This window comes from Aliarcobacter lanthieri (genome assembly GCF_013201625.1).
In the GTDB taxonomy this organism is placed as follows: Bacteria; Campylobacterota; Campylobacteria; order Campylobacterales; family Arcobacteraceae; genus Aliarcobacter; species Aliarcobacter lanthieri.
Genome location: NZ_CP053839.1, coordinates 169,601 through 192,445 on the forward strand (window position 1 = coordinate 169,601; position 22,845 = coordinate 192,445).

General features: G+C 27.0%; 25 protein-coding genes. 7 read left to right on the top strand and 18 right to left on the bottom strand.

The features are described from left to right. Window positions 1–9 precede the first annotated feature (9 nt). Window positions 10–1,512: a peptide-binding protein gene (locus ALANTH_RS00825; protein ID WP_026807187.1), complete on the bottom strand. Its 1,503-nt coding sequence runs from the start codon at window positions 1,510–1,512 to the stop codon at window positions 10–12. 97 nt (window positions 1,513–1,609) lie between these two features. On the opposite strand from ALANTH_RS00825, the gene tenA reads away from it, so the two are divergent. Further along, on the top strand, window positions 1,610–2,290 hold the full coding sequence (tenA, locus tag ALANTH_RS00830; protein ID WP_026807188.1) for a thiaminase II: 681 nt from the start codon (window positions 1,610–1,612) through the stop codon (window positions 2,288–2,290). Between the two features lie 59 nt (window positions 2,291–2,349). Here the strand turns inward: tenA and rpsI are convergent, their stop codons facing one another. The 17 genes from rpsI to rpsT all read right to left on the bottom strand — a co-directional run bounded on the left by rpsI (window position 2,350) and on the right by rpsT (window position 16,215). After that, a complete protein-coding gene (rpsI, locus tag ALANTH_RS00835) occupies window positions 2,350–2,739 on the bottom strand; it encodes a 30S ribosomal protein S9 (protein ID WP_026802969.1) in 390 nt (129 codons plus the stop codon). Window positions 2,740–2,744: 5 nt separating this feature from the next. After that, on the bottom strand, window positions 2,745–3,164 hold the full coding sequence (rplM, locus tag ALANTH_RS00840) for a 50S ribosomal protein L13 (protein WP_026802970.1): 420 nt from the start codon (window positions 3,162–3,164) through the stop codon (window positions 2,745–2,747). 75 nt (window positions 3,165–3,239) lie between these two features. Then, window positions 3,240–4,625: a sensor histidine kinase gene (locus tag ALANTH_RS00845; protein ID WP_026807189.1), complete on the bottom strand. Its 1,386-nt coding sequence runs from the start codon at window positions 4,623–4,625 to the stop codon at window positions 3,240–3,242. After that, window positions 4,619–5,293 carry a response regulator transcription factor gene (locus tag ALANTH_RS00850; protein WP_026802972.1) on the bottom strand — a complete coding sequence of 225 codons (675 nt, stop codon included), beginning with the start codon at window positions 5,291–5,293 and terminating at the stop codon, window positions 4,619–4,621. Before ALANTH_RS00850 ends, ALANTH_RS00845 begins: the two co-directional genes overlap by 7 nt. After that, the gene (locus ALANTH_RS00855) at window positions 5,290–5,712 is read right to left on the bottom strand and encodes a phosphate-starvation-inducible PsiE family protein (RefSeq protein WP_228131094.1); all 423 of its coding nucleotides are present in this window, start codon (window positions 5,710–5,712) and stop codon (window positions 5,290–5,292) included. Before ALANTH_RS00855 ends, ALANTH_RS00850 begins: the two co-directional genes overlap by 4 nt. Further along, complete coding sequence (locus ALANTH_RS00860) at window positions 5,699–6,367, bottom strand: phosphate signaling complex PhoU family protein (protein ID WP_026802974.1); 669 nt, start codon at window positions 6,365–6,367, stop codon at window positions 5,699–5,701. Before ALANTH_RS00860 ends, ALANTH_RS00855 begins: the two co-directional genes overlap by 14 nt. Continuing rightward, window positions 6,367–7,137 carry a phosphate ABC transporter ATP-binding protein PstB gene (gene pstB, locus ALANTH_RS00865; protein ID WP_026802975.1) on the bottom strand — a complete coding sequence of 257 codons (771 nt, stop codon included), beginning with the start codon at window positions 7,135–7,137 and terminating at the stop codon, window positions 6,367–6,369. The genes ALANTH_RS00860 and pstB overlap by 1 nt, the downstream gene beginning before the upstream one ends. A gap of 10 nt (window positions 7,138–7,147) precedes the next feature. Then, window positions 7,148–8,335 carry a phosphate ABC transporter permease PstA gene (pstA, locus tag ALANTH_RS00870; RefSeq protein ID WP_029888269.1) on the bottom strand — a complete coding sequence of 396 codons (1,188 nt, stop codon included), beginning with the start codon at window positions 8,333–8,335 and terminating at the stop codon, window positions 7,148–7,150. Beyond that, a complete protein-coding gene (pstC, locus tag ALANTH_RS00875; RefSeq protein WP_026802977.1) occupies window positions 8,332–9,261 on the bottom strand; it encodes a phosphate ABC transporter permease subunit PstC in 930 nt (309 codons plus the stop codon). The genes pstA and pstC overlap by 4 nt, the downstream gene beginning before the upstream one ends. 64 nt (window positions 9,262–9,325) lie before the next feature. After that, window positions 9,326–11,056 (bottom strand): GGDEF domain-containing protein, encoded by a 1,731-nt coding sequence (locus ALANTH_RS00880; RefSeq protein WP_026807190.1) that lies wholly within the window; start codon window positions 11,054–11,056, stop codon window positions 9,326–9,328. 62 nt (window positions 11,057–11,118) lie between these two features. Further along, entirely contained in the window at window positions 11,119–12,174 is a 1,056-nt protein-coding gene (locus tag ALANTH_RS00885) for a substrate-binding domain-containing protein (RefSeq protein WP_026807191.1), read from the bottom strand. Window positions 12,175–12,463: 289 nt separating this feature from the next. Further along, window positions 12,464–12,862 (bottom strand): hypothetical protein, encoded by a 399-nt coding sequence (locus tag ALANTH_RS00890; RefSeq protein WP_020847442.1) that lies wholly within the window; start codon window positions 12,860–12,862, stop codon window positions 12,464–12,466. A 124-nt stretch (window positions 12,863–12,986) separates the two neighbouring features. Next, the gene (locus ALANTH_RS00895) at window positions 12,987–13,346 is read right to left on the bottom strand and encodes a hypothetical protein (protein WP_026807192.1); all 360 of its coding nucleotides are present in this window, start codon (window positions 13,344–13,346) and stop codon (window positions 12,987–12,989) included. 109 nt (window positions 13,347–13,455) lie between these two features. Next, window positions 13,456–14,448 carry a hypothetical protein gene (locus tag ALANTH_RS00900; RefSeq protein WP_026807193.1) on the bottom strand — a complete coding sequence of 331 codons (993 nt, stop codon included), beginning with the start codon at window positions 14,446–14,448 and terminating at the stop codon, window positions 13,456–13,458. 5 nt (window positions 14,449–14,453) lie between these two features. After that, entirely contained in the window at window positions 14,454–14,648 is a 195-nt protein-coding gene (locus ALANTH_RS00905; protein WP_026807194.1) for a hypothetical protein, read from the bottom strand. A gap of 231 nt (window positions 14,649–14,879) precedes the next feature. Next, window positions 14,880–15,947 carry a peptide chain release factor 1 gene (gene prfA, locus ALANTH_RS00910; protein ID WP_026807195.1) on the bottom strand — a complete coding sequence of 356 codons (1,068 nt, stop codon included), beginning with the start codon at window positions 15,945–15,947 and terminating at the stop codon, window positions 14,880–14,882. 7 nt (window positions 15,948–15,954) lie between these two features. Further along, complete coding sequence (gene rpsT / locus ALANTH_RS00915) at window positions 15,955–16,215, bottom strand: 30S ribosomal protein S20 (protein WP_026802982.1); 261 nt, start codon at window positions 16,213–16,215, stop codon at window positions 15,955–15,957. A gap of 82 nt (window positions 16,216–16,297) precedes the next feature. Between rpsT and glmM the strand changes: the two genes are divergently transcribed. The 6 genes from glmM to ALANTH_RS00945 all read left to right on the top strand — a co-directional run bounded on the left by glmM (window position 16,298) and on the right by ALANTH_RS00945 (window position 22,808). Next, on the top strand, window positions 16,298–17,632 hold the full coding sequence (gene glmM, locus ALANTH_RS00920) for a phosphoglucosamine mutase (protein ID WP_026807196.1): 1,335 nt from the start codon (window positions 16,298–16,300) through the stop codon (window positions 17,630–17,632). Then, window positions 17,629–18,114, top strand: coding sequence for a signal peptidase II (gene lspA, locus ALANTH_RS00925; RefSeq protein WP_026807197.1), 486 nt, complete (start codon window positions 17,629–17,631; stop codon window positions 18,112–18,114). Before glmM ends, lspA begins: the two co-directional genes overlap by 4 nt. A gap of 66 nt (window positions 18,115–18,180) precedes the next feature. Further along, window positions 18,181–19,461 carry a 3-isopropylmalate dehydratase large subunit gene (gene leuC, locus ALANTH_RS00930; RefSeq protein WP_026807198.1) on the top strand — a complete coding sequence of 427 codons (1,281 nt, stop codon included), beginning with the start codon at window positions 18,181–18,183 and terminating at the stop codon, window positions 19,459–19,461. Then, complete coding sequence (gene mobA, locus ALANTH_RS00935) at window positions 19,461–20,042, top strand: molybdenum cofactor guanylyltransferase MobA (RefSeq protein WP_026807199.1); 582 nt, start codon at window positions 19,461–19,463, stop codon at window positions 20,040–20,042. Before leuC ends, mobA begins: the two co-directional genes overlap by 1 nt. Window positions 20,043–20,135: 93 nt before the next feature. Beyond that, the gene (locus ALANTH_RS00940) at window positions 20,136–21,605 is read left to right on the top strand and encodes an NAD(P)/FAD-dependent oxidoreductase (RefSeq protein ID WP_026807200.1); all 1,470 of its coding nucleotides are present in this window, start codon (window positions 20,136–20,138) and stop codon (window positions 21,603–21,605) included. A gap of 15 nt (window positions 21,606–21,620) precedes the next feature. Further along, entirely contained in the window at window positions 21,621–22,808 is a 1,188-nt protein-coding gene (locus ALANTH_RS00945; protein WP_026807201.1) for a rhodanese-like domain-containing protein, read from the top strand. Window positions 22,809–22,845: the final 37 nt, after the last annotated feature.

Genomic DNA, 22,845 nt, shown 5'->3' on the forward strand with positions numbered 1-22,845 from the left:
CAAAATTCCTTATTCTTCAATTTCCCAATCTTTTTGGTTATGCATAATACCTATAAAGGCTGGATCAATATTTTTTATTTTTTTATTTATTGCAGTAATTCCATCTGGAATATATAAAAATAGATATGGTAAATCATCAGATATAATTTTAAAAATTTCTTTATAAATGATACTTAAATCATCTTTATTTATTGTTCCACTACCTTTTTCTATTAGTTCATCTATTTTAGGGTTTTTATAATTTACCAGATTAAACCCACCAAGTTTTGCACTTTTACTATGCCATAATGGATAAGCATCAGGCATAAGTGCTAAAGACCATCCTAAAAGAATAGTTTCAAAATTTCTAGGATGAACAATTGTATTTAAAAAAGCTTGCCACTCCATAACTCTTATTTTCATAGTCACACCAACTTTTGCTAGTTGATACTGTAGAATTTGTGCAGCATTTATTCTTATATCATTTCCTGTATTTGTAATAACTTCAAAGACTAAAGGATTTTTTTCATCGTATCCTGCTTCTTCTAAAAGTTTTTTTGCTTTTTCTAAATTTTGTTTTGTTTCTTTTACTTCATCATTATAAGCAAAAGAGTTTGGCATAAATGGTCCATTACAAACTTCTCCATAACCAAAGAATAAAATATCTACTAATTCTTGCCTATTTATAGCTAAAGATAATGCTTGTCTTACTTTTTTATCTTTAAATTTAGGATTTTCAAGATTGAAGCCTAAATAAGAAAAACTAAAACTTGCTTTACTCAAGATATTAAAATTATCTTTAAAATTATCATCGATTTGTTTTGAAACCTGTATAGGTGTTAATGCTCCAATATCAAGCTTATTTTGTTTTAAATATAAAAAAGAGGTATTTAAATCTGGTAAGAATTTATATAAAATTCTATCAATTTTTGGACGACCTTCAAAAAAGTCTTCATTTGCTATAAGTTCTATATCTGAAGCTGTTTTAAATTCTTTTAGCTTATATGAACCAGTTCCTATTGGATTTTTATTAAAAGAGCTAGTCATTAAATCTTTTTCATCTTTTAAAATATGATAAGGTAGAAGTCCAAACATCCAAATCTCAAGAGCCTTAAAATAAGGTTTTTTATAATTTATTTCCACAGTTAAATTATCAATTGCTTTTACACTCTCAACTTCTGTAAAATTTGATTTTATAGAGTTAAAAACTTTTGGGTTAATTATTTGTTCATAAGTAAAGATTACATCTTGTGAAGTAACTTTTACTTTGTCATGCCATAAAACATTATCTTTTAACTTTATAATTAATTTTGTTGGAGTTTCAAAATAATATGAAGATGCTATTTCAGTTGTTATATTTCCATTTTTATCATACTTAAAAAGACCATTAAAAAGCCAATCAGATATTTCTGAACTAGCTGTATCATTTGATAAAATAGGATTCAGCCTACTTGGACTTGAACTCATAGCTAAAGTAAGAGTTGAAGCGTTTAAATATATTAAAAATAGTAGATTAAAAAGTAAAAATTTCATATAGTATTTTATATTATTTTTGCAAAAAATCCCATAAATTGGCTTTAAACTTTTAATTATGATAGAATATATCAAAATTTAAAAATAAGGATTTAAAATGTCATTTTCAAGAAATTTAAAAAATAAAGCAAAAAAAGTTTGGGAAGATGGTTATAACCATCCTTTTGTTCAAGAATTAGGAAAAGGAACATTAGATAAAGAAAAATTCAAATTTTATTTATTACAAGATTATGTTTACCTTTTAGAATATTCAAAAGTTTTTGCTGCTGCAATGATAAAATCTGAAGATGAAGAAATGTTAGCAAGACTTAGTTCTATCCTACATAGTACACTTGTAGATGAAATGCAAGTTCATAGGAAATATATGCAAGAGTTTGGAATTACTAAAGAGGAAGTAGAAAATGTAAAAGCTTCTTTATTTAATAGAGCTTATACTGCAAATATGTTAGCAGTAGCACAAAAAGGTGACTTAGTAGAAACTTTAGCTACAGTATTTCCTTGTGCATGGACATATAGTGATTATGGAAAGAGATTAAAAAAACAATATAAAGATATTTTAGAAAACAACTTTTATAAATCTTGGATAGATATGTATTCTGGAGAAGCTTTTGAACAATCATTTGAGTGGTTTTTTGATGCAGTTGATAAATTAGTTGAAAATAAATCACAAGAAGAGAAGGAAAAAATTGAAGATATTTTTATCTCTAGTGTTGAGTTTGAATATATGTTTTGGGATATGGCATATAAAAAAGAGATGTCATATAACCTTAGTAAATGAGGCATAAAAAAAGGAGTGATAAAAACCACTCCTTCGGGGAAAATAAAGAAAAATACCAATTATCTTTTTGAGAATTGAGAAGATTTTCTTGCTTTTTTCTTTCCGTATTTTTTTCTTTCAACACTTCTAGCATCTCTAGTTAATAAACCATGAGGTTTTAAAATAGTTCTAAATTGCTCATCAAAAGCAACTAAAGCTCTTGAAATTCCGTGTCTTGCAGCGTCTGCTTGAGCAGAGTATCCACCACCTAATGTTTTAACAATAACATTTACTGATGCTTCTTGTTTTGCTACTTGTAATGGTTGTAAAACTCTTTTTTTGATAGACTCATGACCACCTAACCAAGCGTCTAGAGTTTGTCCATTAACTGTTAATTGTCCATTTCCTGACTCTAACCATACTTTTGCTATTGCAGTTTTTCTTCTTCCAGTTGCATATACTTTTGCCATTACTATTATCCTTTAATTTGAGCAGTATGAGGGTGTTCACTTCCTGCATATACTTTTAATTTTTTTAACATAGCTTTACCAAGAGTAGTTTTTGGAAGCATACCTCTAGTAGCTAATTTATACAGTTTTTCAGGGTTTTTTTCAATCATATCTGACATTTTGTGAGTTTTTGTACTTCCAAAATAACCTGAGTGTGTATAGTAGTTTTTCTCTTCTAATTTAGCACCAGTAAATTTAGCTTTACTTGCATTGATGATTATTACATAATCTCCACAATCAACGTTTGGTGTAAAACAAGGTTTATTTTTTCCTCTTAATATTGTAGCAACTTCAGTAATAACTCTTCCGAATACTTTACCTTCTGCATCTACTACAACCCAAGATCTTTCGATTTCGTTGGCTTTAGCCATTTGAGTAAATTTCATTTATTAACTCCCTTTCTTTAATGAGTTGGAATAATATTTAACTATTCCTTTTATATAGCTTAAATTAAGTAAGTTTTAATGATAAATTATAAATTTTGATCCAATATCTGATTGAGATTCTATTTCCAGTTTAAAATTATGTAATTTTATAATAGATTGAACGATAAACAACCCTAATCCTAAAGAGTTATTCCATTCATTGTTTGAAACTCTATAAAATTTCTTTTTAATTTTTTCTAAGTCTTCTTTGCTTATACCAATACCTTTATCAATTATTGCAATATAATTTTCTGAAATCTCAACTAAGATATCTTCATTAGAGTATTTTAAAGCATTTTCTATTAAGTTTGATATTGCTATAGAAAATAATGTTTCATCAACTTTTAAAGAAATATCATTACCAATTACTTTTATTTCTCTGTCTTTATACTTAACTTTTAAATCACTTATACAATTTTCTAAAATCTTTTTTATAGAGTTTGAAGTTAAAACAAGTTCTTGTTTTTGTTCTTGTAATTTTAAAGTAAGTCTTAATTTATCTATAATTTGAGACATTTTATTTGAGTTTGAGAAAATCTTATTTAAAAATTTTAGTTTCATATCTTTTGGCATATCTTTATCATTCATTAAAGTTTGACTATATCCAGAAATAATTGCAATTGGATTTTTAAACTCATGTGAAATAGCAGAAATAATATCATCTTTTTGTCTATTTGCAATAGTTAGTTTTGCTGTATGTTTAGCTTTTGCCTTCTCTTTTTTATATAGTTTTATAGCTACTTTATTTAGAAGTTTTGCAATCTTATAAAATTCAAAAGTATAGTTTGATCTTAAAAAAATAGGTTTTCTTTTTTTTGATAATTCTTTTAAGAAGTTTAGGATTAAATCTGTTTCTTTTTTTATTTTAATACTTATAAAATATGTGGATAAAAATGCAATAAAAAGAAATATAGTTATATAAGCAAAGATTTCTAAAGTTAATTTCATAAAATTATCAGTAATTTTATGAGTATAATCAGCCATTCTTATATAAAATATTTTATCATTTATTGTAGTTGTTTTCGCGACATACAAAAGTTCTTTATCTAAAGTTTCAGATTTTCTAGTATCCCTTCCAATTCCTATATTTTTTGCTTCTATTATCTCTGTTCTAGTTATATGATTATTTATTCCATCTAAATTCTTATGACTTTCTGCAATAACATAACCATCTTCATCAATTAAAGATATTCTTAAACTTAGTTTTTCACTTAAATCTTTTACTATATTTCTTATAGTATCAATATTTTGTGAGTTTTCTATTACAACAATTAAGGTATCAATATTCTGGATAAGATTTTTTTCTATTTGATTTAAATATAAAGTTCTTGCCCAAAAATATGTAAGTAACGTTACAGTTATTAAGATAGCTACAAATATTGTAAGGTATGTTCGTAAGAATAGTTGATGAATTTTTAGCAAAATATATAACCTTCACCTCTAACAGATTTTATATATTTTTTTTCACTTTTTGGATCAATTTTTGTTTTTAATCGTTTGATAGCAACATTTACAGTTTTTTCTTTTTTATCTAACGAGTCTTCCCAAACTTTTTCTAATAAATACTCTCTTGAAAGTAGAATATCTTTATTCTTTATAAACTCTAATAACAAATTTGATTCAAGTTGAGTTAGTTCTATCTCTTTATTATTTATATAAAACTGTTTGTTAGCAAAATTGTATAAAATATCTCTTACTTTTAAAACTTCTATCTCTTTTGAAGTTCTTTTTAATACAGCTTTTACTCTTGCACAAAGTTCTTTTAGATTAAAAGGTTTTGTAATATAATCATCTGCATAAGAATTGAAACCATCAATAATATCTTCATCTTTGTCTTTTGCAGTTACATAAATAACTGGTGTAGAGTAACCATCTTTTTTTATATTATTTATAAAGCTAGTTCCTTCTATTCCACTTAGATTTCTATCCATTAATATTAAATCAATAGTTTCTTCTTCTAAAACTTTTTTTACATTATCATTTATAGATAAAAAACCTATTGTTTCATATCCTTCTTTTTGTAATGTATATTCAAGAAGTTCTAACATATCTTCTTCATCTTCTATTATCAAAATTAGTTTACTGTTCATTGTATCTCATCTGTTTTTTTTTCATTTAATGGAGAGAATTTGATAGCTAATATTCTAAAAATAAAGAATATAAATATAACTAAAAGTAAAAAAACAATATCAAAATACTCTCGATTCTTATTTGTAGCTAGAATTATAACTTCTCTTATTAAAAAAATGATAAAAATATCAATTACATATCTAAGTCTTAAAGTTTCTTTTTTGATAAAGTCGGAAATCATCTTTACAACTTCCATAATCACAATAAATTCTAACATTAAAATTATTGCTTTATAGAAGTCGTGTCCTGCAACAAGTATCGTAAAAAAGATAATTGTTGCAACTAAAACTTCAAAATTGGAGCTAAAATATTTTGAGATCTTTTTGATGGCTTTTTTAAAATGTCTAATATAAAAAATTTCAGAATTATGACTGTTCAATATCTCCACCAACTTGTGCAAATTGTAGCAATCTTGCAATAGATACTGCTCTATCAGCTATTTTTTCTAATCTTCTTAAACTACTTAAAATATCAAAATACTCTTTTGATAAATCAAGTTTTTTTGAGATAAGTTTTAAAATATTTTTTTCTATCATAAGATATAAATCATCTGTTTTACTCTCTTCAACAACAACTCTATGATATTTCTCTTCTATTTGTTTTTCATCTTTCTCATCTATAATAGAAGTTGCAGTTTGCAAAGATAATAAAGCGGATTTTAATAGAGGAATAGTGTACTCTAATATAATATTTGTATCTAAATCACTTGAGTATGATTTTTTAAACATTTTTGCAAAATCTTTTGTATTTGCAGCAGTTCTTGCTAACTCATTTGTGATTTTTAAAAAAGATACTAATCTTCTTAAATCTTTTGCTTCAGGTGTATATAAAGCCATTGTTCCAACAATAATATTGTCTATTTCATTTGATTTTATAAGAGTTTTTTTCTCACTAATTTCTACATTACTTAAATCTTCAATTTTTCTATCATTCAATGCTTTTAAACAAACCTCTAAAGCCTCAATTACAGAAAATCCTATCTGTTTTACTTCTTCTTTTACTGTTGCTAGTTTTATTTCATATGGTTTTAACATTATCCAAATCTCCCTGTTATATAATCTTCTGTTTTTTTATTGTGTGGATTAACAAAAATAGTTTCTGTTATATCGTATTCTATTAATTTTCCTAAATGGAAAAATGCCGTATAATCAGCAACACGTGCCGCTTGTTGCATATTGTGAGTTACTGTAATGATTGTATAATCTTGTTTTAATTCAAGCATTAAAGCTTCAATTTTTTCTGTTGAAATAGGGTCTAATGCACTTGTTGGTTCGTCCATTAGAATAATTTCTGGCTTGATAGCAATTGTTCTTGCTATACAAAGTCTTTGTTGCTGACCACCTGAAAGTGAAGTTCCTGGTTGTTGTAATTTATCTTTTACTTCATTCCAAAGTCCAGATTTTATTAAAGAAGTTTCAACTAATGCATCACACTCTTTTCCTTTTTTTACAAGTCCATGTTTTAATGGTGCATAAGCAACATTATCATAAATTGATTTTGGAAAAGGATTTGGTTGTTGAAAAACCATTCCAACTCTTTTTCTAACACTTACTTCATCTACATCTTTATCATAAATATTTTTTTTATCTATAATAATTTGTCCATCTATCTTAACTATTGGAATTAAGTCATTCATTCTGTTTATACATCTTAAAAATGTTGATTTACCACAACCAGAAGGTCCTATTAAAGCTGTAATTTTATTTTCATATAAATCTACATTTATATCAAATAAAGCTTGATTTGAACCATAAAATAGATTTAAATCTTTTACATCTATTTTTGATTTTATTTGTGTACTCATATTTTTCCTTTTACCATTTTACTTCTAGTTTTTTTCTCAAATAAATTGCAATTGCATTTAATGAGATTAATATTGTTAATAACACCAAAATACCTGCTGCAGTTTTTTCTATATACATACCCTCTGGCATTCCAGCCCAAGTAAATAGTTGTGCTGGCATAACTGTTGCAGCTTGTGTAACCATAGATGGAGCATCTGGAATAAATGCAATCATTCCTATAATAATAAGTGGAGCAGTTTCTCCCATAGCTTGTGCTAAACCTATAATTGAACCAGTTAATATCCCTGGAAAGGCTAATGGTAATACATGGTCTCGCGTTACTTGAATTTTATTTAATCCTAAACCATATCCAGCTTGTCTAATACTATCTGGAACTGCTCTTAATGCTGCCCTTGAACTAACAATTATAATTGGTAAAGTCATAAGAGCTAAAGTTAATCCTCCTACAAGTGGAGAACTTCTTGGCATTCCAAAAAGATTTATAAATATAGCAAGACCTAAAAGTCCAAATAAAATAGATGGAATTGCTGCAAGGTTATTGATGTTTATCTCTATAAATCTTGTAAATTTATTATCTCCAGCAAACTCTTCAAGATATATTGCAGTCATAACACCTATTGGAAATGCCACTAGCATTGTTATAATTAATGTTAAGATAGAACCAACAACTGATGAGAAAATACCAGCATATTCAGGAATTTTTGAATCCCCATTTAAAAAGAATAAAGAGTTAAATCTTTTTTCTATTAGTCCTTTTGCATAAAGTTCATCAACAATCGCTATATCTTTATCTTTCAAATTATGGTTGTGATTTTTGATATATTGGTCAACTTGGTGGTTTGTTAAAATCCAAAGATTTTGAGTTGTATCTTTATATTGTGGATTTTTTTCCAATAATTTTGGTAAATCTCTTAAAGCTGCTCTAGAAACTATAGTTCTAAATTCACTTGGAACTGCTAATCTTGTATCATCTAATGTTTGTTCATTGAAAGTTACATCAACTTTTACAAAAGCTATATTAAATGCTGGAAGTCCTTTATTTATCATATCAAAAAGGAAAAATGCCAAAAATGCTACGGAAAATATTAAAGAAGTTATAGTAAACTTTTTGAATCTTCTTGCACTTGCATGTCTTCTTCTTAAAGTTGGGTCATAAAATGGATTGTTCTGTTTATTTTTCTTATTTCTTTTTATCATAATGTATTCACTTTATATTTTTCTTTAAATTTTCTTATCAATGACAATGAAATCATATTTAAAATCAAAGTTACGATAAATAGCACCAAACCTAAAGCAAAGGCTGAAAGTGTTTCTGGTGAGTTAAACTCAAAATCTCCAACTAAAGAGTTAACAATTGTAACGGTAACAGTTGTCATGTCTTCAAGTGGATTGATAGATAAATTTGGTCTAAGACCTGCTGCCATAACAACAATCATTGTTTCTCCTAAAGCTCTTGATAAAGCTAAAAGACATGCAGAAATAATCCCTGGCATAGCTGATGGCAAAACTATATTTTTGATAGTTTCTCCATGTGTCATACCTAAACCAAATGCTGCTTTTCTTTGACTATCTGGAACAGCTCGGATAACATCATCAGAAAGTGATGAAACTAAAGGAATTATCATAATACCCATAACTACTCCTGAAGCTAATGCACTATTAAATGTCGCATCAAGTCCAAAAAAGTTTGCTGCTTTTACAACAAATGGAGCTACTGTAATAGCTGCAAAGAAACCATAAACTACTGTTGGAATTCCTGCAAGAACTTCCAAAATAGGTTTTAAATAATCTCTTAATCTAGGACTTGCATATTCACTCATATAAATAGCACTCCCAAGTCCAATAGGGATAGCAACTAGCAATGCTATAATTGTAATTACAAATGTTCCTGCAAAAATAGGTAATGCACCGAATTTACTATTGGCAGTTCCTGGAGTCCATTCTGTTCCAGTTAAAAAGTACCAAAAGCTTCTTAATTTAAAGAACTCTACTGCTTCAAACAAAATTGAAAATAAAATCCCAAAAGTTGTTAAAATAGAGATAGCAGCTGCAAAAATCAAAGCAGATTTTATAAGCTTTTCATTTAGTTCTCTTCGTTTTTTTTGTGATTGAAAACTACTCAACAAAATACGCCTTTGTATTGAATTTATGGAATTCTAAAAAAGATTTATTACATTTGAGTTACATTTACAAAATTTTATAAATTGGTTCTTTTGAGTTTTTTGACTCTTTTTTGACTAAATTTAAAGTATTATCAAAATTTGATATGTTAGATTGTGAATTTATTTCTACAATAGCACTTGAAACCGATAATAAATTAAATTTTCTTGTTGTTCCAAATCTATCTTTCCCAATTATAAAATTATTCTTTTTATCTTCCTTTGAATATAGATTTTTTACACTATTTTTAAATTCATCTTGAATATCAAAAGTTAATTTAAAAACATCATCAAAATTAAGATTTGTTAATCCTATAAAAAAATCATCTCCTCCAATATGAGCTATAAAACTATTTTTAGGGTATCTTTTTTGTAAAAGTTCAGAGAATATAAGTATTGCTCTATCTCCTTGTCTAAAACCATAGATATCGTTAAAAGGTTTAAAATCATTAAAATCAAAATAGATTATATGAGTTGTATTGAATTGAATATTTTTAAAAGAGGTATCTATAAATTTTTCTATTTGGCTATTACCTGGAAGTTTAGTAAGAGGGTTTTGATTTGTTGCTATTTCTATATTTCTTTTATATGATAAAGTTAAAAGAGAATTTAGATTTATAAAACCTTTATATTTATCTGAATTTGTTATAAAAATCCCTAAAGAATCATTAAATTTTAAATTATACATTTCGAGTATTTTATCAATTCCCCAAGATATTTCTACACTTAATGCTGGTTTTATATATTTTAATAAAGTTGATGAATATGTTTTATTTTGAGCTAAAGACAATCCATATTGAGAATAAGATATTTTCTTTATATCACTTTCATAAATAACTCCTAAAAAATATCCAAATTCATCTACAATTGGTACAAAGTTATTTTTATGATTCTTCTTAAAGTGTATAAATAAATCATATAAAGAAGTATTAACATCTAGTGGTACAATCTCTTCTATAAACTTATTATCTATAAATCTACTACTATTATTTCTTTTATCTTTTGCTATTAAATCTACTATATCATGGTATAAAACTTCTATTTCATCAATATTTTTTGTAGGTTTTTGCACCAAATAGCCTTGTATAAAATCAGCACCTATATCTTTACAAGTATAAAATTCTTCTATTGTTTCTACACCTTCTGCTATAACTTGCATTCCCATAATATGAGCCATATCAATAATAGAAGAACAAAATAGTTTTTTCTTTGAATCTTGGTTTATATTTGATATAAAAAATCTATCAATTTTTATTATATTTGCTTCACTAAAATATAGTAGCTTAAGTCCTGAAACTCCTATACCAAAATCATCTATTGCAATAGAGTAACCACTTTGTTTATATCTTTGAAGCATAGGAGAAAGAGCATTTTGTTCTATTGATGTACCTTTCTCACTTAATTCAAAAAATATTCTATCTTTGTTTAGATTATACTTTTTTAGGATTCTTTCTGTATTACCTTTTGAATAACTTTTATTATAGATTATTCTATTATCCAAATTATAAAATAACTTGAGATTTGTTTGATTTATTCTTGTAAATTTACTTATAGCTTTTTCTCTTAACTGTAAATCAAGTTCATATAAATAGTCATTATTGAAGGCTAAATCAAATAAATCATCAATATTTGTAAGATTTGGTATCTCTTGAACATTTCTTAAAAGTGCTTCAACTGCGTATATTTTACCGCTATGAGAATAGATTATTGGTTGAAAAGCATAATCAAGCTTAGCTATTATTTCAGTCCAATTTGGCATAGATTTCCTATATGGTATTTTAAAGAGGTATTAAAAAGTAGAGATTCCTCTACCCTTTAATATTAGTGTTTTAAATCAGCTTCTGTTAGTTTTTCACTATTTAAAACTTTTGCTCTAGCTTTTGTTCTTACATCATCAGTTAATGGAATAAGTCCAATTTCAGTTAAAATTCCATCTGTTCCAAGCATTTTTTCAGATACAAAAAGTTTTGTAAACTCTTTTAAAGATGGAACATCTTTTGAATGTTGATTTTTGATATAAAAATACATAGATCGAGCAATCGGATATGTAGCATTTGCAATAGTATCAACTGTTGGTGAAATATTATCTATACTAAGTCCAACAACTTTATCTTTGTTTTCAGCTAAAAATGAGTACCCAAAAATACCAATTGCTGCTTCATTCTTTGTAAGTCTTTGAACAATTAAGTTATCATTTTCACCAGATTCTACATAAACTCCATCTGTTCTAAGTTCTGAATAAGCTTTATATTTTTTATTTGCTTTTTCATCTTGTTTGAATAAATCTGTATAAACTGACATTTTTTCAAATACTGTTTGTAATACTAACTCTTCAAAAGAATCTCTAGTTCCAGATGATTTTGGTGGTCCATAAACAATGATTTCTCTATTTGGTAAATTATTACTAATATCTGACCATTTTTTGTATGGATTTGCTACTAATGATTTACCATCTTTTGAAGGAACTTCTTTTGCAACTGCCAATGCTAATTGTTCTTTTGTTACATTAAAACTTTGTACTTTTGAGCTTTGAGCTATCGCAATACCATCAAATCCAATTAAAGCTTCAGTTATATCTGTAACACCATTATCTTGACACATTTTTAGTTCACTTGCTTTCATTTTTCTTGAAGCATTTGCAATATCTGGTGTATTTATATCAGCTCCAGTACAAAATAATTTTAATCCACCACCAGTTCCTGTTGATTCTACAACTGGAGTTGGGTATGATGTAGTAGCTCCAAATTCTTCAGCAACTGAAGATGAAAAAGGATAAACTGTTGATGAACCAACAATTTTAATTTGGTCTCTTGCACTTAAACTTGACACTAATAAGGCACTCGCTATCAATGCCATAGATGATTTTTTTAAATTCATTTTTTCTCCGATAAATTTTATTTACGGAAGAATTCTAATAAGCCTTGATTACAGTTTGGTTACTTTTCATATTTAATTTATGAACAATATTGTCTATAATTAGTTCCTCTAGTGCTTGGAAGTTTCTAATTTACAATTCCAATTTTTACTAAAAGTACTTTTTACAAAAAAACAAAATTTCTATCTTGATAGTTGCTTAACTCTTCTATAAAATTCAAGACTTTATCTCTTGCAATTATCGGTAAATATTTATTAAAATTATAGATATTTGTTTAATAAATTCCACTCCTTATAAAATGTACTTAACTATATATATTATTGCACCAATAGATATTAATGTAATACCTATTCTATTCCCAATTTTTACACCATATCCATCTAATGCCCATAAATCTAGTTTATCATTTAAACTTATTCTTTCTTTTAATTCTTGTTTTTTTCTTAGTTCTTGAAAATACTCTATTATATATGCTCCTGCTATACTGCGGTTATAAACATACGACTTAGAAATATATCCAACTACTATAATGGCTATTCCAGATAATATTAAGAAAAAAATTAATGTTTTGTAATCTTCTTCTTTTATAAATATAAATATTAATCTAAACCAAAAATATAGCATCCATAACCAAAAAGCTATTAGTAAATAAACTAATATATCTCCTATATATTCTTTAAAAGGTTTCATTTATTTTTTCCTTACAATATAAGGAGCTAGTTTTTCAGGAGCTATCTGTGATATAGTGCTTATTGTTGATGTTATTTCATCTAATTTATCTAGATTTGTTTGATTCTTTTCCATTTTTTACCTTTTATTTTAATAGTAACACTATACTAACTATGAATAATAGTAATCCAAATAAATTACAAATTTTAATTATATTTTTACTTTCTATCATGAGGTAAAAACTATCAATAAATCTAATTCTTTGTCCTGAATGCTTTTTATTTATAATATTTTTAATATAACTATCATAAGAATTTTTGTCATTATCATCAGCATCATAACTTCTTACCATTTTAGGATACCACCAATTCCAAAAATATCCAAAAATTATTATTAATAAAGCCATAAAAATTCCAATTTCATAATCATTATCAAAAAATGAAACAATTATTATCCCTATTACATAATAAAAAATCACTAAAGCAAGTACTATTATTAAATACATTGTAACGTTATCCTTAAAGTTTAATTATTTTTATGAAACTTTCTTAAATATTTTATTATTTCTTCTAATTGAATATGTTGTGTATCAGTTGATATTTTATACTCCTTACTTATTCTTTATTTAAAATTTTAAGAACTTTGGATACTTCTTCTTTTAAACTATCACAATTGCTTAATGATTTCACTAAATTTTTCAACCATGAAGTTTTGCTAAATACATACGATAAGCCTTTATTATCATGTTTGACTTGTAAATTTGTGCGAAAATTTTCAATATCCCTTATATTTTTAAATAATTCTTTATATTTTGGGTTTTGACAATCTACTTTCAAAGTTTGATTCATATCTATACTCAATAAATATGACAATATCCTTATCTCAAAATATTTATTATCAATTAGTCGTTTATCATCATTGTTTATTAAATAATGTTTATACAAATTATAAACACTGTTTATATCATCTAAATATTTTCGTTCTAGTATTAAATTAGATTTTTTTTCTATCAAATAATCATACATAAATTTATAGACTAAATTTAAATATTCTTCAAGCAAACTATTCATCATTATCAATTTATTATCTATTATAAGAGGTGCATTATATTTAAAGTCAAGTGTTCCTAATCTTGTAATTTTATTTAAGATATCTTCATAATATTTTTTATATTCTTCTTCAGATTTAAAATTTTTCTCATAATCTAATGAAATATCATTATTTGATGTAATAACACCTATTCCATATATACCTCTATAAAGTAACACATACCAAAATACATCTTCTGCTGAATTTTCAGGAAGTAAAGATTTTCCTTTTTCATAATCCTTATTCATTTTATATAGCAATGGCTTCATCAAAAAATTATCATAATTCACAAAATTATGTAATCTTTCAATATAAGATGCTACTCCCATAGCATTTATAAAATGTTCTGTTGCTTCTGGATTTGAAGATAATTGTGGTTGAAACATATCTTTTATTGTTTTTGTTTGGATTTCATATTGAAAAATAGCTAATAAACCTATAAAAAGAGTTACTAATATAAAAATTCTTAGTTTTATATTTTTTATTTGAAATATTTTTCTAACTAATTGTTTAACCATTTTGCTTATAACCTTACTTCTTTTAATTCCAAATATAAAATATTTTTTAAAGAATTATCATAATTTATTGAATTTATACAATGTATTGTTTTTATATTTTTTGATTTAAAAAAGCAAGTTGCATTAGTTATATATCTAAGTATACAGCTAAAACTTATAAGTACAGTATCTAAAGATTTTAATTTTCTAAAAGTTTTCACTTGTTTCCTTGTATAATTTTAATATTCTAAACCCTATTAAAAAATGATATTAAAAACTTACTTTAAAATCAATTATCATTTTAATATAAAATTATAACAAAAACTTGTCACGATTTGTATTCTTTTATTTATTTAAAGCAAAAGCAATGAATATAAGATTGATTTTTAAAAATTATAAAAGTATTTTTATTTTGTTATTAGTATTTAAAAAAGAAAAACAAAAAAGGCTTTTTATAGCCCATTTGCTTCGATAAGTCTAGATTGATGATCAGCAATAAGAGGATCAATCACTTCATCAAACAGCCCATCATTTAAGATATTTTCAAGTCTGTAAAGAGTCAAGTTTATTCTATGATCACTGATACGATTTTGTGGGAAATTATAAGTTCTGATTCTTCCACTTCTATCCCCAGTTCCTACTTGCTCTTTTCGGTTTGCACCTTCAGCTTCCATCTTTTTTTCCATCTCAATTTCATAAAGTTTAGCTTTTAAAACTTTCATAGCTCTTTCTTTATTTTTATGTTGAGATTTTTGATCTTGATTTGTTACAACAATACCAGAAGGAATATGTGTGATTCTTACAGCCGAATCTGTAGTATTTACAGATTGTCCACCATTTCCACTAGCTCTCATAACATCAATTTTTAGATCATTTTCATTTATTTCAACTTCAACATCATCAACTTCAGGCATAACTGCAACTGTAATAGCTGATGTATGAACTCTACCTTGAGATTCTGTTGCTGGAACTCTTTGAACTCTATGAGTTCCACCTTCAAATTTTAGTTTTGAATACACATGGTCACCTTTTACTAAGATTACTATTTCTTTGTAACCACCCGCTTCACTATCACTTGAACTCATGATCTCTACTTTCCAACCATTGTTTTCTGCATATCTTAAGTAACCTCTAAATAAATCACCTACAAATAGTGCAGCTTCATCTCCACCTGTTCCAGCTCTTAGCTCCAAGTAAATATTTCTATCGTCATTTGGATCTTTAGGAATCATTAAAACTTTTATTTCATCTTCTAAAATTGGTTTAGAAGCTTCTAATTCTTTTAATTCTTCTTTTGCTAAATCACCTAATTCAGGATCATCAAGTATAAGCTTATTTTCTTCAATATCTTCAAGAACTTTTATATACTCTTTAGCTTTGTTAACTATTGGCTCTATATTTGATTGCTCTTTTGATAAAGATGTCATTCTTTTTATATCACTTGTGATATCAGGACTCATCAATGATTGAGTTATTTCCTCATATCTAGTAATAAATGGTTGAAGTCTATTTTTTAGCATAAATTACTTATATAGCATTTACTTTTAATTGTAATCTACTTACTTTTCTAGCTGCAGTACCTTTTGGTAAAACACCTTTAGAAACGCAGTGGTGGAAATATTTATTTGCAACTTTCATTGCTTCAACAGCTTTTTCTTTGTCTCCAGCTGTTACTGCTGAAACTACATCTTTTGTAATGTTTTTAATTCTAGTTTTGTAGAATCTGTTTCTTTCAGTCTTAACTAAAGTTTGTCTAGCTCTCTTTTCAGAAGATTTGTGATTTGCCATTTTTTTAACCTCTTTATAAAATTTTAAAGGATAGAATACTATCCAAAATAACTTAAAGAGAGTTTAATTTTAGGAAGATTTAATGAAACTATTTGGTACCGATGGAGTTAGAGGAAAGGCTGGAGCATTTTTAGATGCTTTTACTGTGATAAAACTTGCACAAGCTGCTGGTGTTCATTTTAGAAAATATTCAACTACAAATAAAATTTTAGTTGGAAAAGATACTAGAAGAAGTGGATATATGATAGAAAATGCACTTGTTAGTGGACTTACATCAGTTGGATATGATGTAATTCAAATAGGTCCTATGCCAACTCCTGCAATAGCATACTTAACAGAAAGTATGAGATGTGATGCTGGTATCATGATAAGTGCTTCACATAACCCTTTTGAAGATAATGGAATCAAGTTTTTTGATAATCATGGGAATAAATTGAGTGTCGAAGATGAAAAAGAGATTGAAAAGATTTTTTTTGATAATGATTTATTGCAAAGTGAACAAGTAACTGGTATGGATATTGGGGCATCAAAAAGGATTGATGATGTTATTGGAAGATACATAGTAGTTATAAAAAGTTCATTTCCAAAAGATTTAACTTTAAAAGGTTTACGAATAATACTTGATTGTGCAAATGGTGCAGCATATAAAGTTGCTCCTACAGTTTTAGAAGAACTTGGAGCAGATGTTATTACTATAAACAATAAGCCAAATGGTTTTAATATTAATGATAATTGTGGTGCAATGCATCCAGAAAATGTATCAAAACTTGTACGTGAGTATAGAGCGGATATTGGTTTAGCTCTTGATGGTGATGCTGATAGATTGGTTGTTGTTGATGAAAAAGGTGAAATCGTTGATGGAGATAAACTTCTTGGAGCTTTAACAATATACTTAAAACAAGAAAATTTACTAAGAGGTGATACTTGTGTCGCTACAGTGATGTCAAATAAAGCTTTAGAAGATTATTTGTCAAAAAGTAAGATAAAACTTTTAAGAAGTAATGTTGGAGATAAATATGTTCTTGAACTAATGAAAGAAAAAGATATTAATTTTGGTGGAGAACAAAGTGGACATATTATATTCTCTGATGTAGCAAAAACGGGAGATGGTTTGGCTTCAGCCTTACAAGTTCTAGCTATGATTATTAGAAGTAAGAAAAAAGCAAGTGAAGTACTAAACCCGTTTGTTCTTTATCCTCAAATTCTACATAATATGAAAGTAAATGAGAAAATACCACTAGAAGAAATAAAAGGTTTAGATGAAGTATTAAAACCTCTAAGGGATAAAGGGATGAGAGATTTGATAAGATATTCTGGAACAGAGAATAAAATAAGACTTTTACTCGAAGGAAAGAATAGAAAAGATGTTGAATCTGGTATAGAAACTTTAATCTCGTTTTTTAAAAAAGCTTTATGAAAAAAGAGTTTAAATTAGCAGTTACTATTTTTGTAACTATTTTTATCATTGATCAAGTTGTAAAATATGGTTTTGCAAATTTGGATTGGGACGTAGATGGTCCAGTGATGAGTCTAAAACTTGCATATAATTATGGAGTTGCTTTTTCAATGTTCTCTTTTTTTAATGAATATTTAAAATATATTCAGCTTTTTATAGTAGTTTTAGGAACACTTTATTTATTTAAGAATAAGTATTTATTTAAAGAATATTATATAGCAATAGGTTTTTTGTATGCAGGTGGATTGTCAAATATTTTAGATAGATTTACTTATGGAGCTGTTGTTGATTATTTTTATTGGCATTATGGATTTGAATTTGCAATTTTCAATTTTGCAGATGTTATGATAAATTTTGCGGTAGCTATTATAATCTTTATTCAAATACGAGATAATAGAAGAGAAAAAAAAGCAAAAGAGGCAGAGGAAAAAATTTCTTTGTAGCTTAAAAGAGTTTTTTGGCTATAATCTTGACAAAATTCTCAAAATTAATTTAGTTTAGGAAAAAATATGGGTCAAACAATTACAGAAAAAATATTTAGTGAACATGTTGGAAAAAAAGTTTATGCTGGAGAGATTGTAAGAAGTCCAATTGATATGGTTATTGGAAATGATATTACAACACCTATCTCAATTAGAGCATTTGAAGAAGGCGGTTTTGAAAAATTAGCAAATCCAGATGGTTTTGCAATTGTTTTAGATCACTTTATTCCTGCAAAAGATATAGCTTCAGCAAATCAAGCAAAAATATCAAGAGATTTTGCTATGAAACATAACTTAAAAAACTTTTTTGATGAAAAAGATATGGGAATAGAGCATGCACTTTTACCTGAGAAAGGTTTAGTTATTCCTGGAGATGTAATTATTGGTGCAGATTCTCATACATGTACACACGGAGCTTTAGGAGCATTTTCAACTGGTATGGGAAGTACAGATATCTCTTTTGGGATGATTACTGGTGGAAATTGGTTTAAAGTTCCAGAATCAATTAAAGTTATATTTAAAGGTAAGCCTTCAGCTTATGTGACTGGAAAAGATTTAATATTAGAAATTATTAGAATCCTAGGAGTTGATGGAGCTTTATATAAAGCTTTAGAATTTACTGGAGATACAATAAAATATTTATCAATGGATGATAGATTTAGTTTATGTAATATGGCTATTGAGGCTGGAGCTAAAAATGGAATTGTAGCTTATGATGAAATTACAAAAGAATTTTTAGAAAGAGTATCAAAAGATAATGGTGGATTAAGAGATGAACCAAAAATTCACTATTCTGATGAAGATGCTACATATTGTCAAATAATAGAAATTGATGTAGAAAAACTTGAACCAGTTATTGCTTATCCATATTTACCTTCAAATGGTCATAGTGTTTCACAAGCCGTTAGTGATAATATTAAAGTAGATCAAGTTTTTATAGGAAGTTGTACTAATGGAAGATTAAGCGATTTTAAAGTTGCAGCTGAAATTTTAAAAGATAAAAAAGTAGCTCGACATGTAAGACTTATCTTAACTCCTGGAACTCAAAAGATATTAAGAGAAGCTACAAAACTTGGATATATTGATACTTTAGTAGATGCAGGGGCAGTTGTATCAAATCCTACATGTGGGGCCTGTTTAGGTGGCTATATGGGAATATTAGGTGATGATGAAGTTTGTATCTCTACAACAAATAGAAACTTTGTTGGAAGAATGGGAAGCAGAAGTTCAAAAATTTATTTAGCAAATAGTGCTGTTGCAGCAGCTTCAGCAATTTCTGGATATATAACTGATCCTAGAAGTCTATAATGAATTTTAAGCCATTTAAAATACCTTGTATTATTTTAAGTGGTGGTAAAAGCTCACGAATGAAAGAAGATAAATCTCTTCTTCCATTTGGTTTTGAAAATTCTTTAATAGAGTATCAATATAAAAGATTGAAACCATATTTTAAGAATATTTATATCTCAAGCAAAACTGACAAATTTAATTTTTTAAATACTAATAATTTAATATTAGATGATAACCAAGAAATCTACTCACCAATTTTAGCTTTACAAACAATTTTAGAGACACTAGAAAATAAAAAAGTTTTTATTATAACAGTCGATACACCTTTTATAAAAATTGAAACAATAAGCAAGTTGATAAATGAAAGCCAAGAGTTTGATATAACTATTGCACAAACTTCAAGAATTCATAATCTTTGTGGAGTTTTCTCAAAAGATATATTAAATGTTATAAAAGCTATGATAAAAGATGATATTCATAGAATAAATCATCTTATAAAATCAACAAATTATAAGATATTAGAGTTTCAAAATGAAGATGAGTTCTTGAACTTAAATTCAAAAGATGATTACTGTAAAGCATTGAAATTAATAACTTAAACTAATAATTAATTAAAAACATAAGCTTATAAAGATTAAGTATATTATTATAATATTTTTTATAAGATACTTCATATTAAAAAAGGGGCAAAGATGAATAAAGATGAGTTAAAAAAAGCACTTGAAATTGTTGATTCTGAACTAAAGAAGGCTGGAATTTCAAGAAGAGATGCTTTTAAATTAGCAGGTCTTGGAAGTGCAGCATTTTTAGCAGGTGGAACTCAAGCAGAAGCTGCAACAGTAGCAAAAGCTAGTGAAGCAAAAGGGAAAATTCTTATTATTGGTGGAGGTTTAGCTGGTATCTCAACGGCAGCTAAATTGGTAAATACATTGTCTGATCCTGATATTACAATAGTTGAACCAAATCCAAAATCTGTATCTTATCAGCCAGGAACTACACTTGTAGCATCTGGAGTTTATAAATCAAAAGATGAATTGATTTTCGATACAAAAGATTATTTACCAAAAGGTGTAACTTTAATAAAAGATAAAGCTGTTGATTTTAATCCTGAAGAAAATAAAGTAACACTAGAATCAGGGGATGTTTTAGCATATGATTTTCTAATAGTAGCTGCTGGTATAACTCTAGATTTCGGTGCTATTAAAGGCTTAGAAGAAATTGGAGATGCATATAGTGCTGGTGATGCTTCAAAAATATTAAAAGTTTTTGGAAATACAGGTTTAACTTCTGTTTATAATATTGATAGTTCCGCTCATATGTGGGAGCAAACTCAGAAATTTATTCAAAAAGCAAAAGATGGAAATAAGGTTAAAGGAATATTTACTTCTCCAAATACAGCAATAAAATGTGGAGGAGCACCAAAAAAAGTAATGTACTTAGTTAATGCTAGATTAAATGAAGCAAAAGCAAGAGAACATGCTAACCTTACTTTATATGACAACTCAGATAAACTTTTTGGAGTTAAAGAATATGCAGATGCTATTGAAAAACAATTCCTTGCAAGAGATATGAAATGGAACTTTAATCATAATTTAGTTGAGGTTGATATAGCAAATAAAATCGCAATTTTTAATAAATTTTGGGAAGAACAAGGAGAATATGATAAAGATTTAGAAGAGTATGATATTATCAAAAAGAATGAAAAGATTTCAATTCCATTTGATCTTTTACATATTACTCCTCCTCAAAAAGCCCCTGATGAAATAGGAAAATCTGAAATTGGATCAGATAAAGGATGGGTTCCTGTACATAAAGAAACTCTACAACATGTAAAATATAAAAATATATTTGCTTTAGGTGATATTGCAGCAGTACCATTAGGAAAAACAGGTGGAACTGTTAGAAAACAATATAAAGTATTAGTTGAAAATTTAGTAGCTGTTATGGAAGGTAGAGAGCCAACAGCTAAATTTGGTGGATATACAGTTTGTCCTCTTATAACTGATATTGGAAAAGTTATGCTTGCAGAATTTGATTGGACTACAAAACCAACTCCTATGATACCTCTTGATCCAACAAAAGAGAGATGGATTTGGTGGATATTAAAAGTTTACTTGTTAAAACCTATGACAATGTATGGAATGTTAAGCGGTAGAGCTTAAAATAAAGGAGATAAAATGAAAAAGATAGTTAGTAGTTTAATTGTAGCATCAGTTTTAAGTTTAGGTGTGACTTATGCAAATGAGTTACCTAATTTAACAAAACCTACACAGTCTGTTTTAGAGTTAATAAATAAATATAAATTAGAACAAGTTAATTTTGAATATGTTAAGAAAAAAGTTGGAATTGGAAATAGAGGTTCAACAGAAGCAATACTAATTGATGCAAGACCAGAAGGGAAATATATAAAAGGTACTATTCCTTCAAGTTTAAATATAACAGATAGTGCTTTTGAAGAAGGATACAAACAAATTGAAGATTTAGCAAAAGATAAAGAGTTAATTGTTTTTTGTGGTGGATATGGTTGTGAGAAAAGTCCAATAGTTGCTGAACTTTTAAAGAAAAAAGGGCATAAAAATGTAAAAGTTTATAGTGCAGGAGAACCTGAATGGGCAACAAAAAGTTATCTAGAAGTAGGAACAGTAGTTATTAAAACATATCAAGAAAACAATAGTGCTTTACTTATAGATGCAAGACCTAATGCTAAATATATGCAAGAGACTATATTAGGTAGTATATCTATTCCAGATACTGAAATTGACAAATTAGGTGGAAGATTTCCTATAAATAAAAATGAAAGAATAGTAACTTTTTGTTCTGGTTATTCTTGTGAGAAATCAAATATTGTAGCAAATAAACTTATAGAATTAGGATATACAAATGTATCAGTTTATGCAGGAGGAGTTCCTGAATGGAAAAAAGCTGGACTTCCTACAACAATAGGTGGTAAAAAAACTGATGATAAATCTAAAGAACTTAAAAAAGAATTTAGTGAAAATGGTGCAAAATTAGGAAGTGATGAAGGTACTATTGATGGAGAATGGTTAAAAAAATTGATATTAGATGAGAAAGTTCCAGAATATGTTCAAATTGTAAATGTACTTCCTAAAAAAGATTTTGATAAAGGTAATATTAAAGGTAGTATAAATATTGAAGCAGATAAATTAAGTGCAAAAGATATATTTGAGAAATTACCAAAAAATAAGACTATAATCTTTCATTGTAGTGCAGGGGCAAGATCTTTAGAAACTTATATGAAATTACAAAAAGAGAAATATGATTTATCAGAAATATTTTACTTCGATGCAAATATTATTTGTGAAGGTAATAAATGTAAAATTGATGTAAACGAGCCTTTGGAATAGATACTTATTTTAATATAATAAAAAAAGGGGAAGGTTT

What these genes read in the sequence shown, in the direction of transcription:
- ALANTH_RS00825 (WP_026807187.1), bottom strand. Translation starts at nt 1,512, where the DNA reads ATGAAATTTTTACTTTTTAATCTACTATTTTTAATATATTTAAACGCT.
- tenA (WP_026807188.1), top strand. Translation starts at nt 1,610, where the DNA reads ATGTCATTTTCAAGAAATTTAAAAAATAAAGCAAAAAAAGTTTGGGAA.
- rpsI (WP_026802969.1), bottom strand. Translation starts at nt 2,739, where the DNA reads ATGGCAAAAGTATATGCAACTGGAAGAAGAAAAACTGCAATAGCAAAA.
- rplM (WP_026802970.1), bottom strand. Translation starts at nt 3,164, where the DNA reads ATGAAATTTACTCAAATGGCTAAAGCCAACGAAATCGAAAGATCTTGG.
- ALANTH_RS00850 (WP_026802972.1), bottom strand. Translation starts at nt 5,293, where the DNA reads ATGAACAGTAAACTAATTTTGATAATAGAAGATGAAGAAGATATGTTA.
- ALANTH_RS00860 (WP_026802974.1), bottom strand. Translation starts at nt 6,367, where the DNA reads ATGTTAAAACCATATGAAATAAAACTAGCAACAGTAAAAGAAGAAGTA.
- pstB (WP_026802975.1), bottom strand. Translation starts at nt 7,137, where the DNA reads ATGAGTACACAAATAAAATCAAAAATAGATGTAAAAGATTTAAATCTA.
- pstA (WP_029888269.1), bottom strand. Translation starts at nt 8,335, where the DNA reads ATGATAAAAAGAAATAAGAAAAATAAACAGAACAATCCATTTTATGAC.
- ALANTH_RS00880 (WP_026807190.1), bottom strand. Translation starts at nt 11,056, where the DNA reads ATGCCAAATTGGACTGAAATAATAGCTAAGCTTGATTATGCTTTTCAA.
- ALANTH_RS00885 (WP_026807191.1), bottom strand. Translation starts at nt 12,174, where the DNA reads ATGAATTTAAAAAAATCATCTATGGCATTGATAGCGAGTGCCTTATTA.
- ALANTH_RS00890 (WP_020847442.1), bottom strand. Translation starts at nt 12,862, where the DNA reads ATGAAACCTTTTAAAGAATATATAGGAGATATATTAGTTTATTTACTA.
- ALANTH_RS00895 (WP_026807192.1), bottom strand. Translation starts at nt 13,346, where the DNA reads ATGTATTTAATAATAGTACTTGCTTTAGTGATTTTTTATTATGTAATA.
- ALANTH_RS00900 (WP_026807193.1), bottom strand. Translation starts at nt 14,448, where the DNA reads ATGGTTAAACAATTAGTTAGAAAAATATTTCAAATAAAAAATATAAAA.
- prfA (WP_026807195.1), bottom strand. Translation starts at nt 15,947, where the DNA reads ATGCTAAAAAATAGACTTCAACCATTTATTACTAGATATGAGGAAATA.
- rpsT (WP_026802982.1), bottom strand. Translation starts at nt 16,215, where the DNA reads ATGGCAAATCACAAATCTTCTGAAAAGAGAGCTAGACAAACTTTAGTT.
- glmM (WP_026807196.1), top strand. Translation starts at nt 16,298, where the DNA reads ATGAAACTATTTGGTACCGATGGAGTTAGAGGAAAGGCTGGAGCATTT.
- lspA (WP_026807197.1), top strand. Translation starts at nt 17,629, where the DNA reads ATGAAAAAAGAGTTTAAATTAGCAGTTACTATTTTTGTAACTATTTTT.
- leuC (WP_026807198.1), top strand. Translation starts at nt 18,181, where the DNA reads ATGGGTCAAACAATTACAGAAAAAATATTTAGTGAACATGTTGGAAAA.
- mobA (WP_026807199.1), top strand. Translation starts at nt 19,461, where the DNA reads ATGAATTTTAAGCCATTTAAAATACCTTGTATTATTTTAAGTGGTGGT.
- ALANTH_RS00940 (WP_026807200.1), top strand. Translation starts at nt 20,136, where the DNA reads ATGAATAAAGATGAGTTAAAAAAAGCACTTGAAATTGTTGATTCTGAA.
- ALANTH_RS00945 (WP_026807201.1), top strand. Translation starts at nt 21,621, where the DNA reads ATGAAAAAGATAGTTAGTAGTTTAATTGTAGCATCAGTTTTAAGTTTA.